General features: G+C 54.5%; 20 protein-coding genes and 1 pseudogene. 14 read left to right on the top strand and 7 right to left on the bottom strand.

Features of this window, described 5'->3' with window-relative positions:
* Positions 1–8 precede the first annotated feature (8 nt).
* The 4 genes from G494_RS0117005 (at position 9) to G494_RS0116990 (ending at position 3607) form a co-directional block, all read left to right on the top strand.
* Positions 9–380, top strand: coding sequence for a response regulator (locus tag G494_RS0117005; protein ID WP_028585468.1), 372 nt, complete (start codon positions 9–11; stop codon positions 378–380).
* A gap of 104 nt (positions 381–484) precedes the next feature.
* Positions 485–952, top strand: a complete 468-nt coding sequence (locus G494_RS0117000) for a chemotaxis protein CheX (protein WP_028585467.1) — start codon at positions 485–487, stop codon at positions 950–952.
* Between the two features lie 44 nt (positions 953–996).
* On the top strand, positions 997–1461 hold the full coding sequence (locus G494_RS0116995) for a chemotaxis protein CheX (RefSeq protein ID WP_028585466.1): 465 nt from the start codon (positions 997–999) through the stop codon (positions 1459–1461).
* A 265-nt stretch (positions 1462–1726) separates the two neighbouring features.
* Positions 1727–3607, top strand: coding sequence for a hypothetical protein (locus tag G494_RS0116990; RefSeq protein WP_028585465.1), 1881 nt, complete (start codon positions 1727–1729; stop codon positions 3605–3607).
* 41 nt (positions 3608–3648) lie between these two features.
* Here G494_RS0116990 and G494_RS27965 read toward each other — a convergent pair whose 3' ends face one another.
* On the bottom strand, positions 3649–4710 hold the full coding sequence (locus tag G494_RS27965; RefSeq protein WP_035247272.1) for a sigma-54 interaction domain-containing protein: 1062 nt from the start codon (positions 4708–4710) through the stop codon (positions 3649–3651).
* A 5-nt stretch (positions 4711–4715) separates the two neighbouring features.
* Complete coding sequence (locus tag G494_RS0116980; RefSeq protein ID WP_028585464.1) at positions 4716–5198, bottom strand: Crp/Fnr family transcriptional regulator; 483 nt, start codon at positions 5196–5198, stop codon at positions 4716–4718.
* Between the two features lie 201 nt (positions 5199–5399).
* Here G494_RS0116980 and G494_RS24200 point away from each other — a divergent pair, with 201 nt between their 5' ends.
* Positions 5400–5954 (top strand): thermonuclease family protein, encoded by a 555-nt coding sequence (locus G494_RS24200; RefSeq protein ID WP_051305817.1) that lies wholly within the window; start codon positions 5400–5402, stop codon positions 5952–5954.
* A gap of 30 nt (positions 5955–5984) precedes the next feature.
* Here G494_RS24200 and G494_RS25755 read toward each other — a convergent pair whose 3' ends face one another.
* Positions 5985–7433, bottom strand: a complete 1449-nt coding sequence (locus tag G494_RS25755; protein WP_028585463.1) for a multiheme c-type cytochrome — start codon at positions 7431–7433, stop codon at positions 5985–5987.
* Positions 7426–9222, bottom strand: coding sequence for an ATP-dependent zinc metalloprotease FtsH (gene ftsH / locus G494_RS24185; protein ID WP_153305929.1), 1797 nt, complete (start codon positions 9220–9222; stop codon positions 7426–7428). Before ftsH ends, G494_RS25755 begins: the two co-directional genes overlap by 8 nt.
* Positions 9223–10301: 1079 nt before the next feature.
* Here ftsH and nrfD (G494_RS0116960) point away from each other — a divergent pair.
* The gene (gene nrfD / locus G494_RS0116960; RefSeq protein ID WP_028585462.1) at positions 10302–11495 is read left to right on the top strand and encodes an NrfD/PsrC family molybdoenzyme membrane anchor subunit; all 1194 of its coding nucleotides are present in this window, start codon (positions 10302–10304) and stop codon (positions 11493–11495) included.
* A 71-nt stretch (positions 11496–11566) separates the two neighbouring features.
* A complete protein-coding gene (locus G494_RS24180; protein WP_084457033.1) occupies positions 11567–12010 on the top strand; it encodes a MerR family transcriptional regulator in 444 nt (147 codons plus the stop codon).
* A gap of 437 nt (positions 12011–12447) precedes the next feature.
* On the opposite strand, the gene G494_RS27030 is transcribed toward G494_RS24180, so the two are convergent.
* Positions 12448–12618 (bottom strand): hypothetical protein, encoded by a 171-nt coding sequence (locus G494_RS27030; RefSeq protein WP_153305928.1) that lies wholly within the window; start codon positions 12616–12618, stop codon positions 12448–12450.
* 357 nt (positions 12619–12975) lie between these two features.
* The gene (locus G494_RS24175; protein ID WP_084457031.1) at positions 12976–13488 is read right to left on the bottom strand and encodes an Lrp/AsnC family transcriptional regulator; all 513 of its coding nucleotides are present in this window, start codon (positions 13486–13488) and stop codon (positions 12976–12978) included.
* Between the two features lie 494 nt (positions 13489–13982).
* Here G494_RS24175 and G494_RS26450 point away from each other — a divergent pair.
* Positions 13983–14926, top strand: a pseudogene (locus G494_RS26450) (IS1595 family transposase).
* A 53-nt stretch (positions 14927–14979) separates the two neighbouring features.
* Positions 14980–18039, top strand: a complete 3060-nt coding sequence (locus G494_RS25750) for a carbonic anhydrase (RefSeq protein WP_084457029.1) — start codon at positions 14980–14982, stop codon at positions 18037–18039.
* A 252-nt stretch (positions 18040–18291) separates the two neighbouring features.
* On the opposite strand, the gene G494_RS27960 is transcribed toward G494_RS25750, so the two are convergent.
* The gene (locus G494_RS27960; RefSeq protein ID WP_084457027.1) at positions 18292–20709 is read right to left on the bottom strand and encodes a sigma 54-interacting transcriptional regulator; all 2418 of its coding nucleotides are present in this window, start codon (positions 20707–20709) and stop codon (positions 18292–18294) included.
* A gap of 398 nt (positions 20710–21107) precedes the next feature.
* On the opposite strand from G494_RS27960, the gene G494_RS0116925 reads away from it, so the two are divergent.
* From G494_RS0116925 to G494_RS0116900, 5 genes are all read left to right on the top strand, one after another.
* Entirely contained in the window at positions 21108–21863 is a 756-nt protein-coding gene (locus G494_RS0116925; RefSeq protein ID WP_028585459.1) for a 4Fe-4S dicluster domain-containing protein, read from the top strand.
* A 19-nt stretch (positions 21864–21882) separates the two neighbouring features.
* Positions 21883–22590 carry a c(7)-type cytochrome triheme domain-containing protein gene (locus G494_RS24160; protein WP_084457025.1) on the top strand — a complete coding sequence of 236 codons (708 nt, stop codon included), beginning with the start codon at positions 21883–21885 and terminating at the stop codon, positions 22588–22590.
* A gap of 911 nt (positions 22591–23501) precedes the next feature.
* Complete coding sequence (locus G494_RS0116910) at positions 23502–23735, top strand: hypothetical protein (protein WP_028585457.1); 234 nt, start codon at positions 23502–23504, stop codon at positions 23733–23735.
* Positions 23736–23937: 202 nt separating this feature from the next.
* Positions 23938–25125, top strand: coding sequence for an NrfD/PsrC family molybdoenzyme membrane anchor subunit (gene nrfD / locus G494_RS0116905; RefSeq protein ID WP_028585456.1), 1188 nt, complete (start codon positions 23938–23940; stop codon positions 25123–25125).
* Positions 25126–25202: 77 nt separating this feature from the next.
* The gene (locus G494_RS0116900; RefSeq protein WP_028585455.1) at positions 25203–25559 is read left to right on the top strand and encodes a MerR family transcriptional regulator; all 357 of its coding nucleotides are present in this window, start codon (positions 25203–25205) and stop codon (positions 25557–25559) included.
* The last annotated feature ends 39 nt before the right edge of the window (positions 25560–25598 follow it).

The following is a 25598-nucleotide window of genomic DNA, read 5'->3' as shown; positions in this document are numbered from 1 at the left end:
AGGAAAAGATGGCAAAAAATGTGTTGCTCGTAGATGATTCAAGTACCATGCGAAAGATAATCAGTCGTTCTCTTCGCCAAGCCGGGTTGGAATTCGGTAAGATTTTTGAGGCCGGTGATGGCCAGGAGGCCTTGGCCGTCTTAGAGAGCGAGGAGGTTGATATCGTCCTCAGTGATATCAACATGCCCAACATGAATGGTATTGAGTTCTTGCGAGAAAAAGCCGGGCGTGATGCCATCAAGGATATTCCCGTATTTATGATCTCCACCGAGACTGGTGAGGATATTATCGGTGAGGCAAAGAGCCTGGGGGCGGCAGGGGCCCTGAAAAAACCCTTTACCCCGGACAAGGTTAACGAGGTCCTCGGGCCACTCATGTAGCTCCAGGATATTGGCGATCTTGAATAACTGTCAGATGTTGTTACCGTTCCCCTTCCGGCTGGTCACCCTGTGGCCGGCCGGATTGTTTATGAGGAGGGTGTTTTGTGGATGTGAATACTGAGTTGGCCCCTAGATTGACCGAATCGACCCTGGAGATCTTCACCGGCATGGTGATGATGGAAATCGAGCCCCTTGAAGAAACGGCTGCGGCCCTGGGAGTGTTGCACAACTCCATCACCGGTATGGTGGGGCTTGCCGGCACCCACAAGGGCTTGCTGGCCGTGCACCTGCCCGAGGCGGTGGCCCTGGCCGTCACCGGCAGCTTTCTCGGGATGGAGGTGGCGGAGATCAACGAAGATGTCCAGGACGCCATTGGCGAGATCGCCAATATGCTGGGAGGGGACCTCAAGATGATCCTCTCTGATAAGGGAAAGGATATACAGCTCTCTCTGCCCTCAACCATCTCTGGAGAGACCTACACCTTTGCCTCCAGTGCAGATATTGATCACCTGGTTCTGCCCTTCAAGGCGCCCGACGGTATCTTCCAGGTCGTGGTTGAGCTGGAAAAGTAGGCAGCGGAGGTATCTTGAAAAAAATGTGGAGATAAGGAGGATAAGTGACCGAGGATTTAGCACAGTACCTTGTTGATTCCACCCTGGAAGTGTTCTCGACCATGATCTTTCTGGAGATCGAACCGGGTGAGGTCTTGCATCAGGAGGCGGCTTCCATGGAGTCTGAACTCACCAGCCTGATCGGGCTCGCCGGGGACCTGAGGGGGGTGATCGGGGTGCATTGCACCAGAGATGCGGCCCAGGGGATAACCGCTGCCATGCTGGGGATGGAGATCGACGAGCTGAATGAAGATGTCAAAGACGCCATTGGAGAGATCGCCAATATGGTAGCCGGCGGCCTGAAGGTAGCCCTGGCCGGGCAGGATGTGGACGTTGAGCTGGCCATCCCCACCACGGTGATCGGAACAGGACTCCGCACCAGCGGTCTTGCCGGCGGCTCCAGGTTTATGATTCCCTTCACCCTGCCTGTCGGCGTCTTCGGGATTGAGTTGAAGTATGTCCTGAGCTGAGCCGGAGCTCTTCACCTTCCGGCTTCTGCCCTCGGCTTGCCGGAGGAGGGCATGGCCACGGTCTTTGAGTGAGCCCTCTTTTGGCTAAATTTTCGGAGGGAAATAACCGAAAAAGATATGAACAGAGTGTGTTTGGCCACCCTGGGGAACAAGGGCTGTTGTTCGGAAAGGGATGGTCTGACCAGGCCCCATTCCGGCAAGGAGTAGGCCGGATCCCCTCTGATGTCCGAACGTGTTTGGCCAAGTGTCTTGGACGAGAACAACCATGAAATCCAGAGAACGTCTTGATAAAATAATCTCTTCCTGCCGCGAAAGGATGCAGGAAGAGATCTCTGCACTGTTGGGCAAGGCCATCAAGCTTGGTGTGCCGGAAACCGATGTGGTCAGCAAGGAAGCGTTCTTTGAACAGCCTGCCGGCAAATCGGTTTTTGCCCACGTGCAGTTAGAGGGTGAACTGGCCGGCCAGGGAGGGGTCCTGGTAGGGATTCGGGATGCCATCCGGATCGGCGGTACCCTGATCATGCTGCCGGACTCTGAATTACAGGCGGTCATCTCCGAGGAATCCTACACCGATGAGTTGGAAGACTCCTACGGTGAGATAGCCAATATTATCTGTGGCGCCATCACCTCAACCTTTGAAGAGCAGTACCCCAAAAACTGTCGATTTATCAGGACAGAGCAGGAGGTACTGATACCGGTCAAGGTCGAGGCCGAATCTGATCAGCCGATCCCTGACGGTTCCTACTACAGTTGTTGCTTTACCATGGAGATGGAGGGCAGCGAGATGGGGGCGCTGTGGTTGGTGCTGCCGGCCATCCCCTTTGGCCTGGTTGAGGCGGAGGAGGAGCCGACAGCAGCAGCTTCCCCGGAACAACAGGCTACAGAGCAAAGAGAGCGCAGCTCCGTTGATCGCGAGGAGGTAGAGCGTCTGTACCGCCAGGATGAAGAGCAGGGGGTTGCTGAAGACCAGCCCCAGGAGCCTCCACCTGGTGCCGGCCAGCCGCAGGCAACCGGGGGGATGGATCCCAAGAAGTTGGCCAAGCAGCAGAAGCTGATCAATGGTCTGCTGGACAGCTGTTTTGAAAAGGTCGGGGAAGAGGTAGGCGCCCTGACCAGCGGCACCTTCAAGCTCAGCCAACTCAAAGAAGAGCTCTACACCAAGGAAGATCTCCTGGAACAGGCCGGCGGCAAGCAGGTCATGGCCCGGATGGAGATCCGGGGCGAGGGCTCTGGAGAGGCGTATCTACTGGTCCCGGTGAGCGCAGCCATCTTCCTTGGCGGCAGTCTGATCATGCTCCCCCAGAACGAACTGGAAGAGACGGTTCGTAATGGGGACTTTGGTGAGGATGCAGAGGATGCTTATGGCGAAATTTGTAACATTATCGCCGGAGTGTACACCGGGGTCTTTGAGGAGCAGTATAGGAAGCAGTTCGGCTTTGTTAAAACCGTGCTGGAGACCATCCTGCCGATCAAGATCGATCCTGAAAATGATGAAACCCTGCCCTCGCAACTCTACTATCTGGCCTCTGGCAGTATGGAGTATAATGAGAGGGAGTTGGGTCGGCTGCAGGTTGTTTTTCCTGCAGCCCTTTTTGAACTGGAAGGCCTGGCTGCTCCGCAGGAAGAGGGAGCCGTCAGTCAGGCGGAAGCCCCGCTCGGGCGGCCCAAAGGCGGCACTCCAGGGGGTGCTGAGGTTGATGAAACTGCACCCATCCCCTCCCCGGACGGCAGGGCGGACACCGGTGGTGGCGTTGCCGCCGGTGGCGATGGAGCAGCCAGGCAGCCGGATGTCTTGATTTTCAGCGATGATGATCAGGAGAGCGCAACCATGGGGACGGTTTTGGAGCAGCTGGGATACCTGCCTGCCATCCTTCCTTTTAAGAGTGCGGTGAACGAGCACCTTAACAGTATGGTTCGACTGGTCTTTCTGGTTATGAAAGAGATCAATGAGCAGGGATTCGGGGTGGCTATCAAAGTCAGCAGCGGCGGCTCTAAGGTGCCCCTGGTGGCAGCCGGCCCTGCCTGGACCAGGACCCTGGTGATACAGGCGGTGAAGTATGGGGCCGAGGACATCCTGATCACTCCTGCCACGCCAGAGGATATTCGGGAAAAAGTGGAGATGAACCTGGGGAAGATAGCCGCCTGAGGCCTGAGGGTATCCCCGGGAGCCTGAGGGTATGGAGCGTCTCAGCTCTCGGCTTTCAGCTCCTTCTTTTTGATCTTTTCCAGGAGGGTGGTTCGCTTCAGGTTGAGGATACGGGCGGCCTCTTTTTTATTGCCCTGGGTTACCTTGAGGGCATGGACGATCAGCTGGGTTTCAAAATCATTGACCAGGGCATTGAAGTCAATGCCCTCTTCCGGCCATGATTCCTGCCTGTCGGCGCTAGGGGCTGCCGAGAAGAGCGGCAGTTGTTCCGGTTGGAGTCCGTTGTCCTCACCCTGGTGCTTCTCTGCAGCCTGCTGCAGGGGATCACTGTTACCGTTGCGGTATTTCTCGGGCAGATCACTGTAGCTGACATGGTTGCCGCTGTAGAGGATGGTCATATGCTGGACCAGATTTTCCAGCTCCCGGACATTTCCCCGCCAGGAGAGGTTGGCCAGGGTCTGCATGGCGGCCAGGTCAAAGCCAAGGAGGCTTTTCTCCCTGGTCTTGGCGAAGTTGCTGATGAAGTGTTCGATCAGGATGGGGATATCGTCGCGGCGCTCCCGCAAAGGGGGAATGACGACCGGGATGACGCTGAGTCGGTAGTAGAGGTCTTCACGAAACTTTCCCTGGGCAACCAGCTCTTCAAGGTTGCGATGGGTGGCTGCTATGACCCGGACGTTGACCGGGATCGGCTTTAAACCGCCCACCGGTTCAAATTCACGCTCCTGGAGAACCCTGAGCAGTTTGGCTTGCAAAACCGGTTTCATATCACCGATTTCATCGAGGAACAGCGACCCGCCGTTGGCATACTCGATCCGACCTATCTTGGCCCCGCTGGCCCCGGTAAAGGCGCCCTTGGTATAGCCGAACAGCTCGCTTTCCAGCAGGTCCTCCGGGATGGCGGCGCAGTTGACAGGGACGAAGTTGTGCTTCTGACGGGGGCTATGGGCGTGGATGGCCTTGGCCACCAGTTCCTTGCCTGTGCCTGATTCTCCCTGGATCAGGACCGTGCTCAAGTCGTCTTCGGCCAGTTTGGCAATCAGCTGAAAGAGCTGTTGCATGCAGGCGCTTTTGCCGATCAGGCCATAAAAGTTGGTTGCCATGGCCCTTATTGGCTCAGATTGTCTGCAAGTTTACTGGTGGTTCGACGCATATTCAGGCTGAGCAGGCGCATGATTTTTTTAAGGAGGGTTATGCCCAGGGTCGGGTGGCGATCGGTCAGGATATCAAATCCTTTTTTGGTCAAGATAATGACAACGGTTGGTTGGCGGGCTATGACACTGGCCGAGCGAGGGGACTTGTCGATGATCGACATCTCACCGATGGTGTTTCCCTTGCCGAGCCGGGCAATGACCCGGTAATCACCGGTGGTGGTTTTTTTGAGGACATCCAGCAGGCCGCGGATCACAAAGCACATGTAGTCCCCCTTGTCTCCCTCTGTAAAAAGGTAGTCACCTCGAAGGATCTCTGTGTAGTTCATATGCTTGGCCAAGATATCCAACTCATCCACCTTGAAGGCGTCAAAGAGCGGCAGGCTGAGAATTAAGTCCCTGGTTTTCTCTTCATTATCATTGAGTCGGGGCTCGACCATGGGGAGTGTACTCTTGCAGGCTTTTTTTTTACGATGAGAGCCTGTCCAGGCTGGGCAGGGCTACTTTGGTATCGACTGAATTACTGTCAACCGTACCATAGGTGGCAGCAGAAAAACAAGATGCTTCCCTAAAAAGTGTCATTTTATTGACAAGGGAAAACAGGGGCCTCAGCAGCGCTCGAAGGCCAGGAGCGGCTTGAGATGCTGCACCAGAGGGAAGTTGGAGGGGTGGTGATGAGTGAGGGCGTAGACAGGGGATCCTGGTTGCAGTTCAGGGGCTGGTGGTGGAAGGTTCTGGTGATGAGTCTGTTCCTTCTCCTTGTGCCTGGGACCCGTGGCTGGTGCTGGCACGGGTACGTGCTCAAGGTCTTGGATGGGGATTCCCTGCAGATCAAGCGGGGGAACAGGATCTACGAGATCAGGCTGTACGGTATCGATGCGCCGGAGTATCGGCAGGCCTATGGTCAGCAGGCACGAAGCTATACCAGCGCCCTGACACTTAAAAAGACGGTAACCGTCCTGCCGCGGGATGTTGACCGCTATGGCAGGACGGTTGCCTTGGTCAAGAGTCGAGGTCGCCTGGTCAACCGGGAGCTGGTACGCAAGGGCCTTGCCTGGGTCTATCCCAGGTACTGCCGCGAGCGCAAACTCTGCGCCAAACTGGACAAGGATCAGCAACAGGCCAGGAAGGCGAGACGGGGGCTGTGGAGGGGTGAACATCCCCAGCCGCCCTGGCAGTGGAAACGGCGAAGATAATCCCTAAAGGGTGCTGCCCCTCTTGTCTGCCTATGGCTGCTCGCTTCCCTCTTCCGGTAAAATGATCTCACGGATGGGGGCTATCTTCAGCTGGGGTGCATCCCCTGGATCGCTTTGGCCTGGGGCCTGGGTCGCCCTGCCCGGGCGGGGGAGATCCTGCCAGGGGTCCATTTCATAACCCAGTGCCGGCCAGTCCAGCCGGCTGGTCTTCCCGTGGCAATCCATACAGTCCAGGGCCTCAGCTGCAGGGCGTACTCCATGGTTGAGTCGGTGGAAGCTGACGGTTGAGGTGTAGGCGATCTCGCCGCTGAAGGGCAGGCGGAGTTTGCGCATCCCTTCACGGGCTGCCTCCTGCCGGTTGGCGCTGAGCAGGGTCAGGCTGCTTTCCGGGGAAAGGAGCGGAGAGATCAGGTAGCGATATTTCCTGTCCATACTCTGGGTGGCAAAGACCGCGCTAAAGGGGGCAATGGTGGAGCGGGCAGTACGCGGCGCGGGCCCCTGGAGCACGGTGGTACCTGCCTGTTCGATCTTGTCGCCGCGCCGATAGATGGTATCCATACCGCTGTCCCAGAGATAGCTGGGCTGGATCATCCTTGCCCGGAAGATGCCGTTGGCCGACATCAGTGCGGTCCTGCTCTTTCCCTGTTGCTGATAGAGCGGCTGAGCACTCCGCAACAGCCAGTTCCAACCGACCAGAGCCGCCTGGTCTGAGCCGTACCAGGGGATGTGGCAGCTGCTGCAGCTGATGGTTTCAGTGTGCCGGTTGAGTTGCTGCTGAGCGTGGGGGCTGGAGGAGTGACAGGCGGCACAGCCGCTTTGCTGTTGCAGGCCAGGGGGCGAACTCAGCAGTCGGACAAAGCTGTGCTTACCCTGGGTCGGGTGGCAATCTTGGCAGGAGAGCCCGGCTCCGTCTGGCTGCAGGTGGACATCAGCCTCGATACCGGGGTGGAGTTTGCTGCCTCCGCTGTCTCCTGCCGGGCCGTGGCAGCTCAGGCAGTTCGCTGCTGTGGGGATGCCGACCTGGCGTGCAATGGCCGCCAGGTCCAATCCCGGAGCCGGTCGTCCCTGTTCGCGGCTATAGTTGCCGCTGGTATCGTGGCAGACCAGACAGTCGATATTCTCCGCCGAGGTGGGATCAAAATCCTGGTCCAGGAGGTTAGAGCTGATGTGGCAGCTCAGGCACTTACTCGGGTTGGCGCCGGCGGCCAGGGCAAAGGTGGACAGTCCGTTGTTCTTGCTGTAGCTGACCTCTTTTTGCCCGTTGAGAAGGCGTTGGCGCTTCCAGGTCCAGTGGCTGGAGTGGAGGAGCTCTTCTCCCTCCCTGGCATGGCAGCTGAGGCATTGCCGGCTGACTTGGGCCACCGTGGTAAAGGGACCTTTGAGCTGGTCATGTTGGCTGGGGGCGGCCAGGGCCGTCTGGCTCAGCAGGAGGCAGAGCGAGGCGACAATGATGAGGGGTCGTGTTGTCTGGCTAATCATGGTGCGTTCCTGAGTGTTGTTCAACCAGGGTCAGGATATCCTGACGGGAGATGGTTTCCTGTTCCAGCAGGGCTGTGCTGATCGTATCCAGCAGGTCGCGATGTTCCAGGAGGATCGATCTGGCCCGGCTGTAAGCGGACTGGACCAGGTTTTTCACTTCCCTGTCAATCATCACGGCCGTGTCTTCACTGATGATAGGGCCGGGTTGACCGTTGAGCGGGTCGGCACCCCTGAAGGTCAGTGGGCCTGCAACTTCACTCATGCCCCATTCACAGACCATCTTGCGGGCAATGTCGGAGACCCGCTCGATGTCATTACCGGCACCGGTGGTGATTTCGTTAAAGACGATCTCTTCGGCAACCCGACCGCCCAACAGGGTGCAGAGGGTGCTGGTCAGGTAGGTTCGGTCCTGGGAGTTGCGCTCCTCGTCGGGCAGCTGCATGGTGACCCCCAGAGCTCTGCCCCTGGGGATGATGGTGACCTTGTGTACCGGATCCGCCCCTGGGAGCATCCAGGCAACCAGGGCATGGCCGGCTTCGTGGTAGGCGGTCACCTTCTTTTCGCGATCGGTGATGATCAGGCTGCGTCGTTCCGCGCCCATCAGCACCTTGTCCTTAGCCGCCTCCAGGATCTCCATGTCAATGGCCGGAGCCTGCCGGCGGGTCATCAGCAGGGCAGCCTCGTTGATCATGTTGGCCAGTTGAGCACCGGAAAATCCCGGGGTTCCCTTGGCAATGGTCTGCCAATGGACATCTTCGGCCACCATGGTTCGCTGGGCATGGACCTGGAGGATCTTCTCCCTGCCGCCCACATCGGGCAGGGGCACCATCACCTGGCGGTCAAAACGGCCCGGCCTGAGCAGGGCCGGATCCAGGATATCCTGCCGGTTGGTGGCCGCGACCACGATGACGTGATCATTGGCCTCAAAGCCATCCATCTCCACCAGCAGCTGATTCAGGGTCTGTTCCCGTTCATCGTTACCGCCGGCCCCGCCTCCGGAGCTGCGATGACGTCCCACGGCATCGATCTCATCGATAAAGAGGATACAGGGCGCCTTCTTCTTGCCCTCCCTGAAGAGGTCCCGCACCCTGGAGGCGCCGATGCCCACATACATCTCCACGAAGTTGGAACCGCTGATGGAGAAAAAGGGGACCCCTGCCTCGCCGGCAATGGCCTTGGCCAGCAGGGTCTTGCCAGTGCCCGGCTCCCCGTAGAGCAAGACGCCGCTGGGAATCCGAGCGCCGGCCTGGGTAAAGGTGTCCGGGTTCCTGAGGAACGCTACGATTTCCCTGACCTCTTCCTTGGCCTCTTCGATGCCGGCCACGTCATCCAGGGTAACCTTGGAGTGTTCAGGGTCCACCAGCTTGGCCCTGCTCTTGCCGAAGGCCATGGCCTTGCCCCCGGGCTGGTCGCTTTTTTTGCGGATGAACAGCAGCCAGATGAAAAAGAGCAGTACAAAGGGCAGCCAGTTCAGGATGCTGACCAGGTACCAGGGGGGCTGGTCGACCTTTTCCACATTCAGGGTGACGTTGCTGGAGATTAACTTGCGGATGAGCTGATGGTCCGGGGGAAGGACACTCCGGTATTTGCTGCCGTCCGGGGTGGCCCAGGTAACCACGTTGTCGGTCAGGGTCACCTCCGGAAGAAATCCTGTTTCAGCTTTCTTTAAAAAAACGTTGTACGGGACCTGGTGAAACACCTCGGGCTGTTGCTTGAGGGCGTTGAAGGCAAAGAGGGCAACCAGGGCGATGATGAGCCAGATGGAAAGGTTTTTGTAGAATTGGCGCACAAAAATTCTCCTGAGATGAGGGTGAAAAACTAGATGCAGCGAGCCAAGGGAAATCACCGGACAAAACAGAGGGAATGATATTGGGATGGGCTTGGCCTAGATATCCCTTAGCCAGGTTTATCCAGGCGCACTCGCATGATCACCGTCAACCCTCGCAGGTTGAGCTACCACAAATTTAGTCAAAGGTAAAGCAGGGAACTGGAGCAGGAAGGTGAGGAAAAATCCCTCCAGAGCCGCCACTCTGGAGGGATTCACGCTTTCTCACGGTTAGGTGCGAATTGCTTGTTTTTTTATGCATGAAGCATGCCCGAGCTCCAGAAAGGGAGGGGTGGGTTGTTTTTCCGGGGTAAAGCATTGTTTTTTTGTGTTATTGGCTGCGGCTCTGCTTTCCGGGGACGACCGGGCGGCTGGCGACGGTTCACCGCTTTGGGCGCACTGTTTGCCTTTGGATGGCAGGTGAGGGCGCATTGTGCGTCATCCAGTGGGCAGGGTGGCAAAGGGCGCCTGCTTGAATTTTTCAGTGGAATTTTTTTTCAAAGTAGTATAGCTATCTGTTTTACCGTATTTGGGAGCGGAAATAGAAATTTTCCATTATGTTACCGCTCTTTCTTGGGCGTATTCTGCGTCGTTGATTTATATAAAAGATAGATGTTGGTGTGTAAAGTTCTTGACACCGGTGTGCGGCAGAGATAATAATTTGCTTAGAGCTGGAAATAATACTGTTCGATAAACCTGATGCAGGGAGGTGAAGAAAACAAGAAGGGCTCGTTGGGTGCTTATCCGCCAATAAACCCCGACGATTGACAACTGGTTTTGACATGGAGGCATTTATGGAAGCGTTCGTTTTTCTCTTGGTCTGGTTAGGTGGTTCTGCTCTCCATACTCTGTTTGATCTCAAGGTAAAGCCTGTGTTGCAATCTCTCAGAGAAGAAAGTGACGTACCCTGACCGTTGAAGGCAATGGTTGGCGACCTGCTTGGTCGTGATGGAGTTGAGGGTTGCTTGGCAAGACAAGGCGTTTTGTCGAGCGAGCCTTCAGAGGGACGAGATATTCAAAACATGTTTGGAGGGTGAATAGTTATGGAGAATATTTTAACCAAGGTCTTGCCCCAGGAGGGTGGCCTTGCAGGGAAGGAATCAGGTGTCTATAACGGGGTGGTGGGGCTTTTTGGGCTGCTTACCCTGGTGGGTGTTATCTTTGGGGTGCATGCGATGTTCATTGGCCATGAGCATGCCTACGGGGTCACCAGGGAGGTGCCCTGGGGACTGCTCTTGGCGGCCTACGTCTTTTTCGTCGTTACCTCCACCGGTCTCTGTCTGGTCTCTTCCATTGGCCACGTCTTTGGCTTCAAGGTCTTTCAACCCATTGCCAAGCGTTCTGTTTTTCTGGCGATTGCCACGATCATCTCAGGGTTTTTGGTTATCGCCTTTGAGATCGAAAATCCCTGGCGGATGGCCATCTACAACATCATCTCGCCCAACCTGACCTCCAGTATCTGGTGGATGGGAACCCTCTACGGGGCCTACCTCTTTTTCATGCTTATCGAGTTTGCCCTCCTCCAGGCCGGCAAGCACAAGGTAGCTGGGATGCTGGGTCTGCTTGGTGTGATTGCCGGTGTGGCTGCCCATTCCAATCTGGGCGCGGTCTTTGGGCTGCTCAACGGCCGTGAGTTCTGGCACGGGCCCTATATGCCCATCTATTTTATCACCTCGGCCATGATGTCGGGTTGTGCCACGGTGATCTTCTTTCACTGGCTGGGTTACAAGATAAATGGCTGGAAAATGAGCACAGAGTTGCAAAATTCGCTTTTTGCCGTTGCCAAGCTTGGCGCTCTTTTGTATGTGGTTATCATGTTTTTCACCACCTGGAAGTTTATCACCGGTGTCTCCGGTCATCCTCCGGGAAAATATGAGGCCATCATGTCCCTGATCAGCGGACCCTATGCCAAGAACTTTTGGTTCGGCGAGGTGGCCATGGGATTGGTTATCCCCTTTGTGATCATTCTGGCGGTAAAGGCCAGAAACGTCACCGCCCTTGCCATTGGTTCGGCTTCCAGTATCATCGGTATCTTCTTCATGCGTTATGATCTGGTGGTTGTCGGTCAGGTGGTACCAGGGTTTCATGAGTTGAATATCATCGATCTGCCACATCTCTTGCCCTACACGCCAACCCTCCATGAGTGGGTCATCACCCTGTCCGGGTTTACCTTCTGTGCGGTGTTGTTCATGTTAGGCGAGCGGATGTTTCGCGGTCATCTTTCCGAAGATCACTGATATGTCTCAGGCCGACAGGGGATGCGACCCGCTCCCCTGTTCAGGTCTCTTGAGACAGGAGGAATTACACCATGGCAAGAAAAAAGACCGAGATTCAGGCAGTTCGTCCGGATGTGCCCATCTATCCCATCGGGGTTGCTGCCAAGTTGTTGAACGTCCATCCCAGAACCTTGCGTATTTATGAAAAAGAAGGGTTGATTCAACCCGCCCATGTGGGGAATCGACGGATGTTCTCGGCCGATGACATTCAATGGATCAACTGTATTCGCCGTTTTATCCATGAAGAGGGGATCAGCATTCCCGGTCTCAAGAAGTTGCTTGAGTTTGTCCCCTGCTGGGAGATTGCCGATTGTCCCGAGGATGTCCATGAATGCTGTGGTGCCAAGGTCGATCGTGCTGCTCCCAAGGCCCTCTATAAGGTGGGTGATACGGTGGGGCAAAAGCAGGCTAAGGCCCAGGACGTGGCCAAACGGAAAAGTGCTGTCTCAAAAAAAAAGCAGCAATCTACCGGTTGAGCTTCGGCTTGGTTGAGCGGGGGCGGGAGCTCGGGTGGCCCAGTGGGGCTCCCCGGTGATCCCGCCTTCCCGCCAGGGTCTTCTTCTGTGAGGGCAGCAGGTTACAGGGGCGAGCGATGTGGGCTCGCTCAAGGGAGCTGTCGTCAAACAACCCAAGATGGGTCAAGCCTGCCGTCGGGTTACCATGCGTGATATAACGCTGACGCTGGGTATATCCGGATTCAAGGGGATCCTGCCAAGGTGGCTGATCATCGGGCCGCCAATGTCCAATGCCCCCTTCCCGACACACTCGTGTCCGCTTTTTCTCTATTTTGTCTTAAAGGTCCCCCCCCCCCCCCCCTCTCTGCCCGTATAGAGGCGCTGCGGCGCCATGACCTTTGTTTTATTCGGGTCTATCCGAATCTCCCAACCGCCTTATTGATGTAACAAGCTTTGGCTTAAGCCCCTGTAGCTTTTGAGCCTGAAGGTGAGGTCGCAATCACTTCAATTAAAACGGTTCGGAAGGCATCGAAGACCTGGCCAAGCTGGTTTTCTCCTAAACCATACTGCAGGGCGGGTTTACCTCCTAAACCATTTTGAGAGATCAGGATATGGCCTTTTTCTGCCATCGGGAGACAGGTTGCATTTCTCGGCACTGAGGTAGGGGACAGTTTTTTTGCTGTCATTGCCACGCGGGGGAGAGTCCGGGACGTTGGTAAGCTACTTGGTATCTTTGTAGTCGTCATTCGCGCGCAGGCAGAAATCCAGGGTTGGAGGTACCAGGACGCCCCAGGCGTCATGGCCTCCCTGCACGGGTAGGACATCGAGGCATTGAAGTGTCAGCGGAGCAATCCCGAATCCTGGATGCCCGCCTGCGCGGGCAGGACGGTAGAGGCAAGGGTAGGACAGTAAAAGAAGAAAAAGAGAAGTAGGATCAGTTGGTTGCCTAGGTGGGTAGATAATCTTGGCTGAATATTACAGATAATTTAGAGGTGATCAGATTTTTTTGGGCCCCTCAGCCCTGCCCTCTCAGGTGTGGTGCGGATGGGCAGCATGGTTTCCGACTTGAGGGTGTCCAGGACAAAGGAGGTGCGGATATTCTGAATCCCGGGTATCCCGGAGAGGCTGTCATTGATGAAATCGGTATAGGTGCGCATGTCCTTGATAGCCACCTTGAGCAAAAAATCCCAATCCCCGGTGAGTAGCAGACATTCCTGCACCTCTTCCAGCTCGATCAGCTGCTCCTTGATCTGTTGGAGGGAAGGGATCTGGTGCAGACTGAGGGAGACGACGACGATGGCCAGCAGACCAAAGCCTGCCTTTTCCCGCTCCAGGATGGCAGCGTAACGATCGATCACACCCGAGGCATTCAGGCGCCTGACCCGCTCGAGCATGGCCGGCGGAGAGATGCCGATCTCCTTGGCCAGCCTGACGTTGGTTATCCGACCATCCTGCTGAAGGATGTTGAGAATTTTGGTATCGATTCGATCAAAGGACACGGTTCGCTCGCTGGGCAGCCAAGGTAATTGTAGGTTCCTGTGAAAAATGAGATTTTTCGACCAGGATCAAGGCATGGGAAAAATTTTATCGCAGGCATCCAGCTGATATTCCGATGATAAAACGTACACCATGACGCATGGATTGGCAGAGAAATAATTTTTCAAGGTAACCCTTATTCACTCCGTAGGCACTATCGCTAAATTCTACTCGGATTGCAAGCCAAAGCAACATCCCGTACTTTTTCAAAAAGTCCAACTGCCAGCCACCCTGCTCCACCCCTCCCGAGCCTCGATCGATCGGCGGTCGGTCAACAATTAGGCCACAGTTGACATCGGCCGAATATTGTTATATATAGTCCGCCACTCTACCTAACGAACTTAACGGAAAAATGAGTACCACTGATCCTTAGCCACGTTTATTTTGGGGGTTAGTCACTATATGATTAGCCGACCATGTCATAATCCACCAAGACCAAAACAAACGGGGGATTATCATGGCAAAGAATCCAATTCAGTTCCGGAAAGGCTTGAGTTTGACAAATTTTCTTCATCAGTACGGTGACGAAGAACAATGCTATCAAGCTCTGTTTACATTCCGATGGCCCCGGGTCTTTGTATGTCCCAGGTGCGGACATGCGGGGTATTGTCAAATTGCATCTCGTAAGGTTCTTCAATGCAATTATTGCCATACTCAAACATCGTTGACTGCCGGGAACATATTTGCATCAACGAAATTACCGCTTACAGTCTGGTTCCTTGCGATATACCTTGTCACTCAAGTCAAAACTGACATTTCTTCATTGCACCTTGGCCGTACCCTCGGAGTATCTGCAAATACAGCGCTTCGCATAAAATTTAACTCCAACAGGCAATAAAGGAAAGAGATGATACCCGACCACTGAAAGAGCTGGTGGCTATCGAGGACGCGTATTGGGGTGGAAAGAAGAATGACAGGGTTCGAGGCTGTGGAGCAACAGGTAAAACACCCTTTGTGCCATCAATTTCACTCACCGAAAAAGACCACCCTGTCAAAATGCGTCTGAGTCGAGTGATTGGATTTACAAAACAAGAACTGAAAGCATGGGCAAAAAAACATCTGTCCCTAAAATTGGTAGTATCAGATGGCCTCAGCTGTTTCCCCGCTGTCAAGAAAGATGATTGCAAGCGCCAACCGATTATTTCCCGTACCGACAGCCGATATGATGGGTATGGTGTTTTTAAATGGGTAGATGTCATGATCGGTAACGTTAAAAATGCATTACCTGGAACGTACCATCACCTTAGTCCACGTCACCTGCCAAGGTACCTTGCAGAGTTTTGCTATCGATTTAACCGGAGGTTTGATTTGCACATCATGGTTGATCGCTTGGCATGCGTGGCGATGCGGACACCGCCAATGCCGCAGCGCCTCTTGAAGCTGGCTGAAGTTCGTTGGTAATCACTATTCACTATTATTTTTTATGAAAAATTACAGTCCAACAGGAGGGCTGAATGCAATTCAACCTACAATCAATCGTTAGTCTTGTAATCGTTATTTTTTTTCTCCCCTTGTCCGCAGGTTCAGTCTCCAAGCCCGGTCCTGAAGAGGCCGTCAAGCTGTTGAAGGCCGGTAATATCCGTTTCAGCACAGGAAATTCGTCTCACCCCAACACTTCGGCCAACAGGCTTTATCAGGCAGGAACCGAAAGTCAGGGAGACCATGCCTTTGCGACCGTCATCACCTGTTCAGACTCACGGGTGCCGGTAGAGCGAATCTTCGATGCCGGTATCATGGATATCTTTGTTGTCAGGGTTGCCGGCAATGTGATCGACACCGATGAAGCTGGTTCCATTGAGTATGGCCTGGCCCATGTCAATACCCCGGTCCTGGTTGTTCTTGGCCACACCCAGTGCGGTGCGGTCACCGCCGTAACCCATGCTGTTCATGGCAAGGGGCATGCTCTTGAGCGCAATATTCCCCCTCTGGTAGCTAATATTACACCTGCTGTCGAGCGAGCCATCGAGCAGCACCCCGATATCCATGGGGACGAGATTATCCCCATGGCGATTGTTGAGAACGTTTGGCAGGGTATTGAAGATCTCTTTATGTCCAGTCCTTCTTCAAGAGATCTGTACAAAGAAAACAAAGTGAAGGTTGTAGGGGCTGTTTATGATGTCGCTACTGGTTTGGTCAACTGGCTGCCGGAAGAACAGGTTGGGGAAATCCTGAAAAAAGTTGAAGCAGATCCTGGTCGGGCAATAGAACGTATGGCGCCGGCCCATGGAGAAAAGACTTCTGGCCATGCTGGGGTAGGGGGCCACTCTGGCCCGTCTCGTGGAGGTGACGCTTCCCATGCCAAGGTTCAAGGTCACCTTGAAATTAAACCTGTGGAGATCGTTCTGGCTGATGCGGATACCATGAAGATCCTGGAGGCTGACCTGTTCAAAGGGCACGAACCACAGGAACATCCTGTGGAGAGCCATGGTTTATCCAATACTTTTTGGTGTATAGTTGCAATACTGGTTGGTTTTCTGGTTTTGGTGGTTGTGGTTTTTCTTACCAAAACGCTTGACAGACTCAACCTTCGGGTGAAGATGTATACGAGTTTTGGTAGTATTCTAGTTCTTGCAACAGTTTTAGGTGGTGGAGCTTACGTTAACTTTAACGATGTTAAAAGGTTTGCTCATCTTGAAGCAGCGTTCATGGGGGTTGAGGTCAAGGCTGGAAGTGTCAGGTCATCTCAAAACAGTTTTCTGCTTAATGGTTTGAAAGATAGGGAATTCGGTGAGTTGGAGGTGCGGAGTGCAGAGTCTAATCTCAGGGATATTGTTAAAGATCTGGAGCAGGTAAGGAAAAATGGACACCTGTCTGAAGAACAGCTTGCTGGAGTTGAATTCTTAGAGGGTAATGTTTCAGAGTATGGCAAGAAGTTCAAGGAGGTCGTCACCTCTTTTCGTGAAATTGAAGAGCTTGAAGTCGAGCTTAGCAATGCTTCCCTAGGTTTTGAAAGTAAAATTGAGATTATGGCTGGGCATCATGAAGAGATGCTTGCGGAAGCTGAACATAAAGGGGTCGATCTGTCAGAAATAGTGAGGCAAACTGCCATTGTTGAGCATCTCCTTACCTTGGAGATACATGGAGTAAAACTCTCCCGTGCCGAAGTGGAATTTCTGCTCGATAAGAATCCGCACCATATAGCCACAATGGAGAGAGAGCTTGGAGCATTTAAGGGCTACCTTGCTGCCGTGGAGCATGAAATTACCGGACAGGAGGAGTTGCAACAGCTGAAGTCGATTGAAACAGCCATCGGGGAGTATGAGCTGGTTCTCAGGAAGGTCGTTAAAGACGTTGCCGTTATCGAGCAGGATTCGGCAAAGATGAACTCGCTGATGGGCGAGTTTTTCAGCAGTGCAGCAGAGCTGTCTCATGTGGCGGAAATGATGGCTGACAGCACTGTGAAAGAGGCCATCTTCACGATTATCATGCTGATAACGGTGATGTTAATCGCTGGCTCCATGTTGGCGCTGTTTCTCACCCGGCTGATTACCACTCCCATTCTGCAGAGTGTTTCTTTTGCAGAAGCGATAGCAAACGGTGATCTCACCCAGAGTCTGGAGGTGAAGCAAAAAGATGAGACGGGTTTGTTGGTGGAGGCGCTGTCCCAGATGAACCGCAGTCTGCGACAAATGATGCAAGATATCAAGAGCGGATCCCTTGAGCTTTCAAACTCGTCCCAGGCTTTACATTCAACCGCTAACACAATGGCCAGCGGCTCCGAAGATACCAGTCAGAGCGCAAATACAGTTTCTGCAGCCGCTGAGGAAATGAGTGTGAATATGAGCTCTGTGGCAGCAGCTGCAGAACAGGCAGCGACCAATGTGAATATCGTCGCAGCCGCAGCGGAAGAAATGACCTCAACGATTGCTGAAATAACGCAGAATACAGCGAAAACCAGCACGATGACAACAAAAGCAGTGGAGCAGGCGTCAAGTGCTTCCGAAAAGGTAAATGAACTTGGAAGTTCCGCCCAGGATATCAGCAAGGTTACCGAAACAATAACGGAAATTTCTGAGCAGACAAACCTGCTCGCGTTGAACGCTACAATTGAAGCGGCCCGGGCTGGTGAAGCCGGCAAGGGTTTTGCCGTTGTAGCCAACGAGATAAAAGAACTTGCCAAGCAGACAGCCGAAGCAACGCTGGAGATTAAAAGCAAGATCGAGGGGGTTCAGAATTCCACCCAGGGAACTGTTTCAGAGATTACAGATATTACCAAGGTAATAGATGATGTAAACACGATGACAAATGCCATCGCCGCAGCAATTGAGGAACAGGCAGCTGCAACCCAGGAGATTGCTGCAAATGTCGCGCAGGCCTCCCAGGGCATTCAGGAGGTAACTGAAAATGTTTCTGAAAGCTCGGTAGTCGCTCGTGATATTTCCGGAGAAATCGCCGGCATTGACAGCGCCGCAACAAAACTGAATACGAGTAGCGCTGATGTTCTCTCCAGTTCAAACCAGCTCAACGAGTTCGCAGAAAGTCTCAAGGAGATGGTTTCTAAGTTCAAAGTATAATATTTTTTGATATAATGAAATAAGTTCAGGCCTAATCTGACAGCTGCCTGGTTTTGCTGCGCAGCCTGGCGGATAAGGCCTGAATTAATCTGTTTTTTTAGATCATACAACCATTAAAAATGGCTTAGCTTCTATCTGCACACCAATGTCCGCGGTACCCTAAGATGCGCTTCAGCTTTTTTTCTGCTACCCCATGAAGCTCGGCTCTTTTTCTTCTGCCCTGAAAGAGAGGTTGATCTTCTCTGGCGGGTTTCAGGCGGAACCTTCCTGCTGGAGCTTCTGCTCTCTCGGGTCGACGAGCTGATATTTCCTGATCTTGCGGCGGAGGGTGTCTTTGGAGATGTGCAGGTCTCCGCAGGTCCGCATCTTCCGCCAGTGGTTGCGCTCCAGGGCAATCAGGATGGCCTGCTTCTCGATCTCTTCCAGGGACTGGACGCCGTGGTTGACTGCGCCGTCGGCGCTGCTGCTCTCCTGGTGGATGGCTGAGGTGGAGAAGGGGTCCGGCAGGTGGTGGGGCTGGATATAGCCACCCTCGCAGAGGATAAAAGAGTACTCGACAATGTTTTCCAGCTCACGGATGTTGCCCGGGTAGTTGTGGGGCATCAGCAGGGAGAGGGCGCTGCTGGACATGCCGACGATGTCCTTTCCTTGTTCGGCGCTGTACTTCTTGATGAAATGTTCGATCAAGAGGGGGATATCTTCCTTGCGTTCACGCAGGGCCGGCAGGTTGATCTTGACCACGTTGAGCCGGTAGAAGAGGTCCTCTCGGAACCTCCCCTCCTGGACCAGGCTCTGCAGGTCTCGATTGGTGGCGGTGATGATACGGACATCGGCCTTGACCGGGGTGTTGGATCCCAGGGGTTCGTAGACCTTTTCCTGGAGGACCCGTAACAGCTTTACCTGGACCGAGAGGGGGATGTCGCCGATCTCGTCCAAAAACAGGGTGCCCCCCTCTGCGGCGGCGAATCGTCCCTGCTTATCTTTCCTGGCATCGGTAAAGGCGCCTGCCTTGTAGCCGAAGAGTTCGGACTCCAGCAGGGTTTCGGGCAGGGCTCCGCAGTTGACCACGATAAAGGGCTGTTCCCGCCTGCTGCTGGCGTTGTAGAGGGCGCGGGCAATCAGCTCCTTGCCGGTGCCGCTTTCTCCCAGGATGAGGACGGTGCTGGGGCTGCGGGCAATATCAGGCAGGATGGCAAAGAGTCGCTGCATCTTGGTCGACTTGGAGATGATCTCGTCAAAGGTGTACTTCTGGCTGAGCTGTTTGCGGAGGGTGGTGATGTCGGTCAGGTCGCGGAAGGTCTCGACCCCGCCGATGATGTTGCCCTCGTGGTCGGTCAGGGGCGCGGCGCTGATGCTGATGGGAACCTCGGCACCTTCGCTGTTGCGGATGGTGATGGAGCGGTTGGAGGCGGCCTTGCCGGTATAGAGGCTCTCGGCAATGGCGCAATTTTTGCCGCAGATGGAGGAGTGGAAGATGGCTGAGCATGATTTGCCCATGGCCTGGTTCCGGTCCCAGCCGGTGATCTCTTCGGCGGCGCGGTTAAAGGAGGTGATCTGCCAGTTGCGGTCCACGGTGAAGACGCCGTCGGCAATGGAGTCGAGGATCAGGTTCTCTCGGATGGAGGAGGTGTTGTCGCGAAAGGTTTCGATGCCGCCGATGATGTTGCCAAAGTCATCCAGCAGGGGCGAGGAGCTGATGGTGACCGGAATGGAGTTACCCGCCTTGTTCTTGATAAAGATCGAACGGTCGATGTAGGAGTCGTTGTGGTCAATGGCCTTCTGGAGCAGGCAGTTGCCGCCGCAGACGCTGGAGTGGAAGATCGAACTGCAGGCCTTGCCGATCACCTCTTCCCTGGTCCAGCCGGTGATATCTTCGGCGGCCCTGTTAAAGGAGGTGATGATCCGATTCTTATCCACGGTAAAGACCCCGTCGGCCACAGAAGAGAGGATCAGGTCGGTCTGGAGGGCGTCGGTACAGTCGTAAAAGGTCTGGACTCCGCCGATCACCCTGCCGTCGGCGTCATAGAGGGGTGAGCTGGTCAGGGAGAGTGGGAAGCTCTGGCCCTCCTTGGTGCTCATGAAGATGGTGCGGGCAGCGATGGAACGTTTTTCTGTGATGGATTGGCCGATCAGGCAGGCGTTGCCGCAGATCTCCGCCGGAAAGACCGTGCTGCAGTTCTTGCCGAGGATCTCTTCCCTGGACCAGCCGGTCAGCCTCTCGGCGCTGGAGTTGAAGGAGGTGATCTCCAGTTGCGGGTTGACCGTGAGTACACCCTGGTCAACCGAGTTGAAGAGCAGCTGGTGGTGGGCAGGCTGGTTGGTGGGCTCCAGGGTGACCATGACCTCTTGGCGGTCACTCTCCTTGCAGGACTTGGGGATAGGGAATACCGAGGCCTGCATCGCCTTCCTGGCAGGCTCCTTCCGGCAGGTGGTGATCAGGATGGATTGTCTGGAGACGGCCTGGCCCTTTTTGCTCTGTTCCAGGAGGGAGAAGAGAGCGTCTGCGTCGCTGTCTGCGCGAAAGAGGCGGTCCAGGGGGGTTCCCACTATGTGCCCTCGCTGTTTGCCGATGAGTGCTTCGGCCTCGGCGTTGATGCCGATTACTCGCCACTGCTGGTCCAGGATGAAGATGGCCAGGGGCGATTGCGGAAATTCAAATGGTTGAGACATAGTGGCTGTTGCTGGTTTGTGGCCACCTTGAAAAACAATTTTTCAAGGTACCCTTGTGGGTAAGGAGTGCGGGTACCGGGGGGCTGTTCAGGGCAGGTCTGCCTGGGGCTCTTCGGCTCTCTTGGTTCATGGCTGTCGCCTGGGCCAACGATATTCATCTTTGTCGGCCGGGTCAATGGATTTGCTCGGCCGCATGTATGCTCCAGCTCCCAGCCGGCGTAGGCGCTTGATTCTACCTGTTTGAGATCTTGCCCTTCTTGCTGATTTAGGGTATGGTTACAGGCTTGTGTTTTGAGTGAGGAGAGGAGATTAACCCTGATGTATGTGGTGCTGAGGCGTTACACACTGTAGTACACTGTGCCAAAGTTTTTTTGACTATTTCAGATTGAGGGCGTGTAATGAACATTAGTGAGTTGGAAAAGAAAGAAAATGAAGGTGTGGAAAATATTCCTTCGCTGGAGCGGCGAACCTTCCTGCAGGCCGGTCTGGCCATTACCGGGCTGTTTATGGGGGGTACGGTTTTGTCGTTGACCTCGGCACCCAAGGCCCTGGGGGCTCTGGGCGGCATGGAGTCTGTCAAAAAATATCCCCACAGCCCTCACTACAGCATGGTCATGCGTCAGAATCTCTGCGTTGACTGTCAGCTGTGCATGGAGGCCTGTGTCCGCACCAACCATGTTCCTTCCTATGGCTACCGCACCATCATCCTGGAGAGTTATCGGGAGATCGGGCCTGATCAGAAGGAGCGGATCTTTATGCCGGTGCTCTGTAACCACTGTAACCGTCCTCCCTGTGTTCGGGTCTGTCCCACTGTGGCCACCTACAAGGACAAGACCACCGGTATCGTGATGATGGACTCCAAAAAGTGTATCGGTTGCAAGACCTGCATGGCGGCCTGCCCCTATAATGCCCGTTACTTCAACGAAGAGGTCCGTGCCGTTGATAAGTGTAACTTCTGTTATGATACCCGCCTCTCAAAGGGAATGAAAGATACGGCCTGCGTCGAAGCCTGTCCTGCAGATGTACGAGTATTTGGTGATCTCAGTGATCCCAACAGTGAAGTGTACAGCCTGGTGCATCAGCCTGGAAAGGTTGTCTGGGTGCTTCGTCCGGAAACCGGAGCCCTGCCAAACGTTTTTTATATGAACGCCTAACCATTGAAGGAGAGATTCCATGAGAGTGTCATTGAAGTTGTTCGCAGTTCTCGGCATGGCAACCGTCGCCGGCGTAAGCTTTTTGGGCGCAACGGTACAGGCAACGGCTCCCGCCCAGGGCGAAGAGGCTGTTGAAGAGAAGGTCTTCCAGTCCTACGGGGACACCTTGATCCTGGCCAAAGAGCCGGTTGATGCGATGTTCAGTCACAAGTCCCATGTCATCGAGTATGAACTGTCCTGTGACAGCTGTCATCCAGACACCTTTGAGCGCAGGCGCGGGGCTGCCAAGGCCAACGGGGATTATACCATGGCCTCTCTGGAGGCGGGCCTCTACTGCGGTACCTGCCATGATGGTGATACCGCCTTCAGCAGCACCGAGGAGGAGAGCTGTGTCACCTGCCACGGCAGCGATATGGTCGAGCCCGAGACCATAGTCTTTGTCAAGCCGGTAAAGGCGGTTATCTTTGACCATGGTGCCCATACCGAGATGGGCTTTGAGTGCGCCAGTTGCCACGATGAACTCTTTAAGATGCGCCTCGGTGCTGCCGAGGAGCAGCCTGAAAAATTCACCATGGCTGCCCTCTACGAGGGAAAATACTGTGGTGCTTGTCATAACGGTGACGACGCCTTTGCCTCGGATACCCTCTGTACCACCTGCCATATCGGGGTAAAGGGTTTTGAACGGATGCATGGCGGCGGCGATGCTGCCCAGGGAAAGGATCACTGATTCCCAAGCGTTCAGCTGTTCCACTCCAGCGGTGGATGATCTGACTCGGCCGCCCAGGAAGCGTTCTGCTTCCTTGGCGGCCTTTTTGTTGTATTGGGGGAGCTTCAGGATACTATCCAGGAGTCATTGTCAACTGAGCTGGAAGAGGCCCCCGCCGTCTGCTGCCGGTACGCTCTCTTAGCTGTCCCCTCCTTCCCTCTTTCTCTGCTGCCTCTGGCGAGGGCGCCTCCCTCGCTGTCTCGCCCCTGTTCCCTCTTGCCCCTTTAGTCTCCTGCTCTTTCTTTTATTCCCTGATTATCCGTGGATTCATTCTCCTCTGGCCTCCCCTGTAACATCAGGGCTGAGCTCCCCATATGTCTGCAGGGTGGGGCCTGCCCCGACCGCATGCTATCTCCTGCTTGGCCTGGGGAGGCTTGCTCCGGGCTAAACTCGGACCTCTCTGGTTTGAGTTTTGGGCGCGTTTTGTGCCATTGCAGGGTGCCTGTCTGGGTAACTTGTTTGAATTATTATGTAAAGACAAGGGGTTTCCTCTGGCGCGCAGATGCTTTTTCTGGTGGTTGTTTCTGTGGGGCAAGGTGATGGCTGCGTCGATTTCAGAGCTAACTGCTCGAAAGAGAGTTGAAGTGACCGTTGGGTCAGCTGGGCAGGGTGCGGTCTGCAAGGGCGTGATCTTCGCCATCCTGGCCGTCGCAGCAGGGAGCGTTTTGCGTCCACAGGAGAGATAAGTTGGAGCCCGTCTCTTCCTCTAAAACTTGTAGGTCTTTGGGTGCAGGTTGTTATGATCTATAGATTTCAATGGCTTATCTGTTTTGTTCTTTCTCGGGCCGTTGGGTTTCTGTTTTTGGCACACCCCTTGCGATAGCAGGGTAAAGCATCGCAACCACCTGCGAGCAAAGAGAAAGAGGAAGACGATGAATACTCTCCAGCCCAACCAAGTAAAAGAGATGAGAACTGATGGCGGTCATGTTCTGATCTCGTGGATCAAGGCCCATCTGACTCAGATCAGTGAGTGGTTTTGGTTCTGTTGTTCGTTCCTGCTGTTCCTGGCCCTTGGACCCTTTTCAGCCGTGGTTGTTCTTCTGGGGCTGAAATCGCTGGGCAGTGAAGAACAGCGACAAGAGATGATAGAGCCGGCAAGGCTATAGGTCACCTTGAAAAAAGCTTTTTCTTCCAATCTCGGCGTTGCGCTCAAAATTTTATCCTCGGAATATCAAATATATGCCTACGGTAAAATTGATCGCGCGCCTTGACCTTGATCGAAAAATCTAATTTTTCAAGCTACCGTATAGATTGTTCAATATTTCAGCTAAGACTATCTACAATTAGAGTAACCTGAGGAGGTACACCATGGTAAACAGTTTCCCCTTTGCTGCAACGGCCGAGCCTGAAGTAGCGAGTCCTTCCGTCAACTATCTTTCCGGTGCCTTTGGCCTGCTTCTGGCCGTCGGCATAGCCACCGGTCTGTATGGTTTCTTTGTCGGTCATGAGCATGTCTACAATGTCAGTCGTGAGGTACCCTGGGGACTGCTCATCTCCACCTATGCCTTCTTTGCCATCACCTCCACCGGGCTCTGCCTGCTGGCCGCGATCAGCCATGTCTTTGGCGGCAACAAGCTGGCCCCCCTGGCTAACCGGATGGTCTGGATCTCGCTGATCACCATCATCAGCGCCTTTACCGTGATCGGGATGGAGATTGTCAACCCGTGGCGGATGGCAATCTACAACATCATCTCCCCCAATGTAACCTCCAATATCTGGTGGATGGGAACCCTCTACGGTATGGCCCTGGGCTTTATCCTCCTCGAGTTCTGGCTGATTCTCACCAAGCAGTACAAGCTGGCCCTGTTCTTCGGTATTCTGGGCGGTCTTGCCGAGGTGGCGGCCAATACCTGTCTGGGAGGCGTCTTTGCAACCCTGGCTGCCCGTCCCTTCTGGTACGGCGCCCAGCTGCCGGTCTACTTCCTGGCCTGTGCCTTCCTCTCCGGTGCGGCCGCAGCCATCGTCTTCACTCACTTTGCCGCGGTAATTCGCGGTCAGCGTATGGAGCAACAGGTCTTTGAAGGGGTCCAGGCTGCCGGTAAGGTACTCTTGCTGATGTTGATTCTGGTCAGTGTCTCCACCTTCTGGAAGATGGCTTCCTTCTATGTCGGCGGCTCTGTGGGCGGCCGGACCGCTGCAGATGCCCTCTACACCGGACCGCTCTCGACCAACTTCTGGGTACTGGAGGTCGGGGTTGGCCTGGTCGCTCCCATCCTGTTGCTGGCCTTAACCCGGATGAAGAGTCTGGCTGCCATGTCATTGGCAGGGATCATGGCCCTGGTCGGGATGTTTATCGCCCGCTTGGATATGGTCACCGCAGGACAGATCGTGCCCACCCTGGCCGAGTTTGATGCCTCTGTGCCGACCTACTTCAACTATGCGCCCTCTGGTCCGGAATGGATCGTGGCCATGGCCGGTATCGGTCTGACCGGGATGCTCTTTCTCCAGGGCGAGCGCTTTTTTGGTAAACGATTCTCCGGCCACGACAGCCACTGAGAACCATAAGGATCAACTCGATCAGGTGCCCCTCATCCAAGAGGTGAGGGGCACCTCTTCAGGAAAAGAGGCGCAAGATGATTGACGAAAAAAAAGCGATCTTTACCATAGGCGTTGCTGCTCAGATGCTCTCGGTTCATCCGAGAACACTGAGGATCTACGAACAGGAAGGTCTGGTGACGCCGATGCGAAAGGGCAAATGGCGTTACTACACCATGAACGATATCAAATGGATTGAGTGCCTGCGCGAGATGATTCATGAACACGGGGTCTCCATAGCGGCGGTAAAAAAATTGCTGCAATATACCCCCTGTTGGAATATCACCGATTGTCCGTTTGAAAAAAGGAAAGAGTGTACCGCCTTTATGTCCAATGGGCTCATTCCGAAAAAGATCGATAAGCAGAAGTCGCGGAAGGTGCAGAATCTCAGCTGACCCTTAGGGTAGAGAGGTCTGCCCGGATTGCTTCGTTGC

The sequence above is a fragment of the Desulfogranum mediterraneum DSM 13871 genome (assembly GCF_000429965.1).
GTDB classification, from domain to species: Bacteria; Desulfobacterota; Desulfobulbia; order Desulfobulbales; family Desulfobulbaceae; genus Desulfogranum; species Desulfogranum mediterraneum.
The sequence above is the reverse complement of the archived record's forward strand: the minus strand, read 5'-3'. Positions and strand labels throughout refer to the sequence as shown.

Coding starts and splice junctions, on each gene's coding strand:
- G494_RS24180 (WP_084457033.1), top strand. CDS start 11,567: ATGGCAAGAAAAAAGACCGAGATTCAGGCAGTTCGTCCGGATGTGCCC.
- G494_RS25750 (WP_084457029.1), top strand. CDS start 14,980: ATGCAATTCAACCTACAATCAATCGTTAGTCTTGTAATCGTTATTTTT.
- G494_RS27965 (WP_035247272.1), bottom strand. CDS start 4,710: ATGGCAACCAACTTTTATGGCCTGATCGGCAAAAGCGCCTGCATGCAA.
- G494_RS0116910 (WP_028585457.1), top strand. CDS start 23,502: ATGAATACTCTCCAGCCCAACCAAGTAAAAGAGATGAGAACTGATGGC.
- G494_RS0116990 (WP_028585465.1), top strand. CDS start 1,727: ATGAAATCCAGAGAACGTCTTGATAAAATAATCTCTTCCTGCCGCGAA.
- G494_RS24160 (WP_084457025.1), top strand. CDS start 21,883: ATGAGAGTGTCATTGAAGTTGTTCGCAGTTCTCGGCATGGCAACCGTC.
- nrfD (WP_028585456.1), top strand. CDS start 23,938: ATGGTAAACAGTTTCCCCTTTGCTGCAACGGCCGAGCCTGAAGTAGCG.
- G494_RS0116980 (WP_028585464.1), bottom strand. CDS start 5,198: ATGGTCGAGCCCCGACTCAATGATAATGAAGAGAAAACCAGGGACTTA.
- G494_RS27960 (WP_084457027.1), bottom strand. CDS start 20,709: ATGTCTCAACCATTTGAATTTCCGCAATCGCCCCTGGCCATCTTCATC.
- G494_RS25755 (WP_028585463.1), bottom strand. CDS start 7,433: ATGATTAGCCAGACAACACGACCCCTCATCATTGTCGCCTCGCTCTGC.
- G494_RS24200 (WP_051305817.1), top strand. CDS start 5,400: ATGCTGCACCAGAGGGAAGTTGGAGGGGTGGTGATGAGTGAGGGCGTA.
- nrfD (WP_028585462.1), top strand. CDS start 10,302: ATGGAGAATATTTTAACCAAGGTCTTGCCCCAGGAGGGTGGCCTTGCA.
- G494_RS0116900 (WP_028585455.1), top strand. CDS start 25,203: ATGATTGACGAAAAAAAAGCGATCTTTACCATAGGCGTTGCTGCTCAG.
- G494_RS0117005 (WP_028585468.1), top strand. CDS start 9: ATGGCAAAAAATGTGTTGCTCGTAGATGATTCAAGTACCATGCGAAAG.
- G494_RS0116925 (WP_028585459.1), top strand. CDS start 21,108: ATGAACATTAGTGAGTTGGAAAAGAAAGAAAATGAAGGTGTGGAAAAT.
- G494_RS27030 (WP_153305928.1), bottom strand. CDS start 12,618: ATGGCAGAAAAAGGCCATATCCTGATCTCTCAAAATGGTTTAGGAGGT.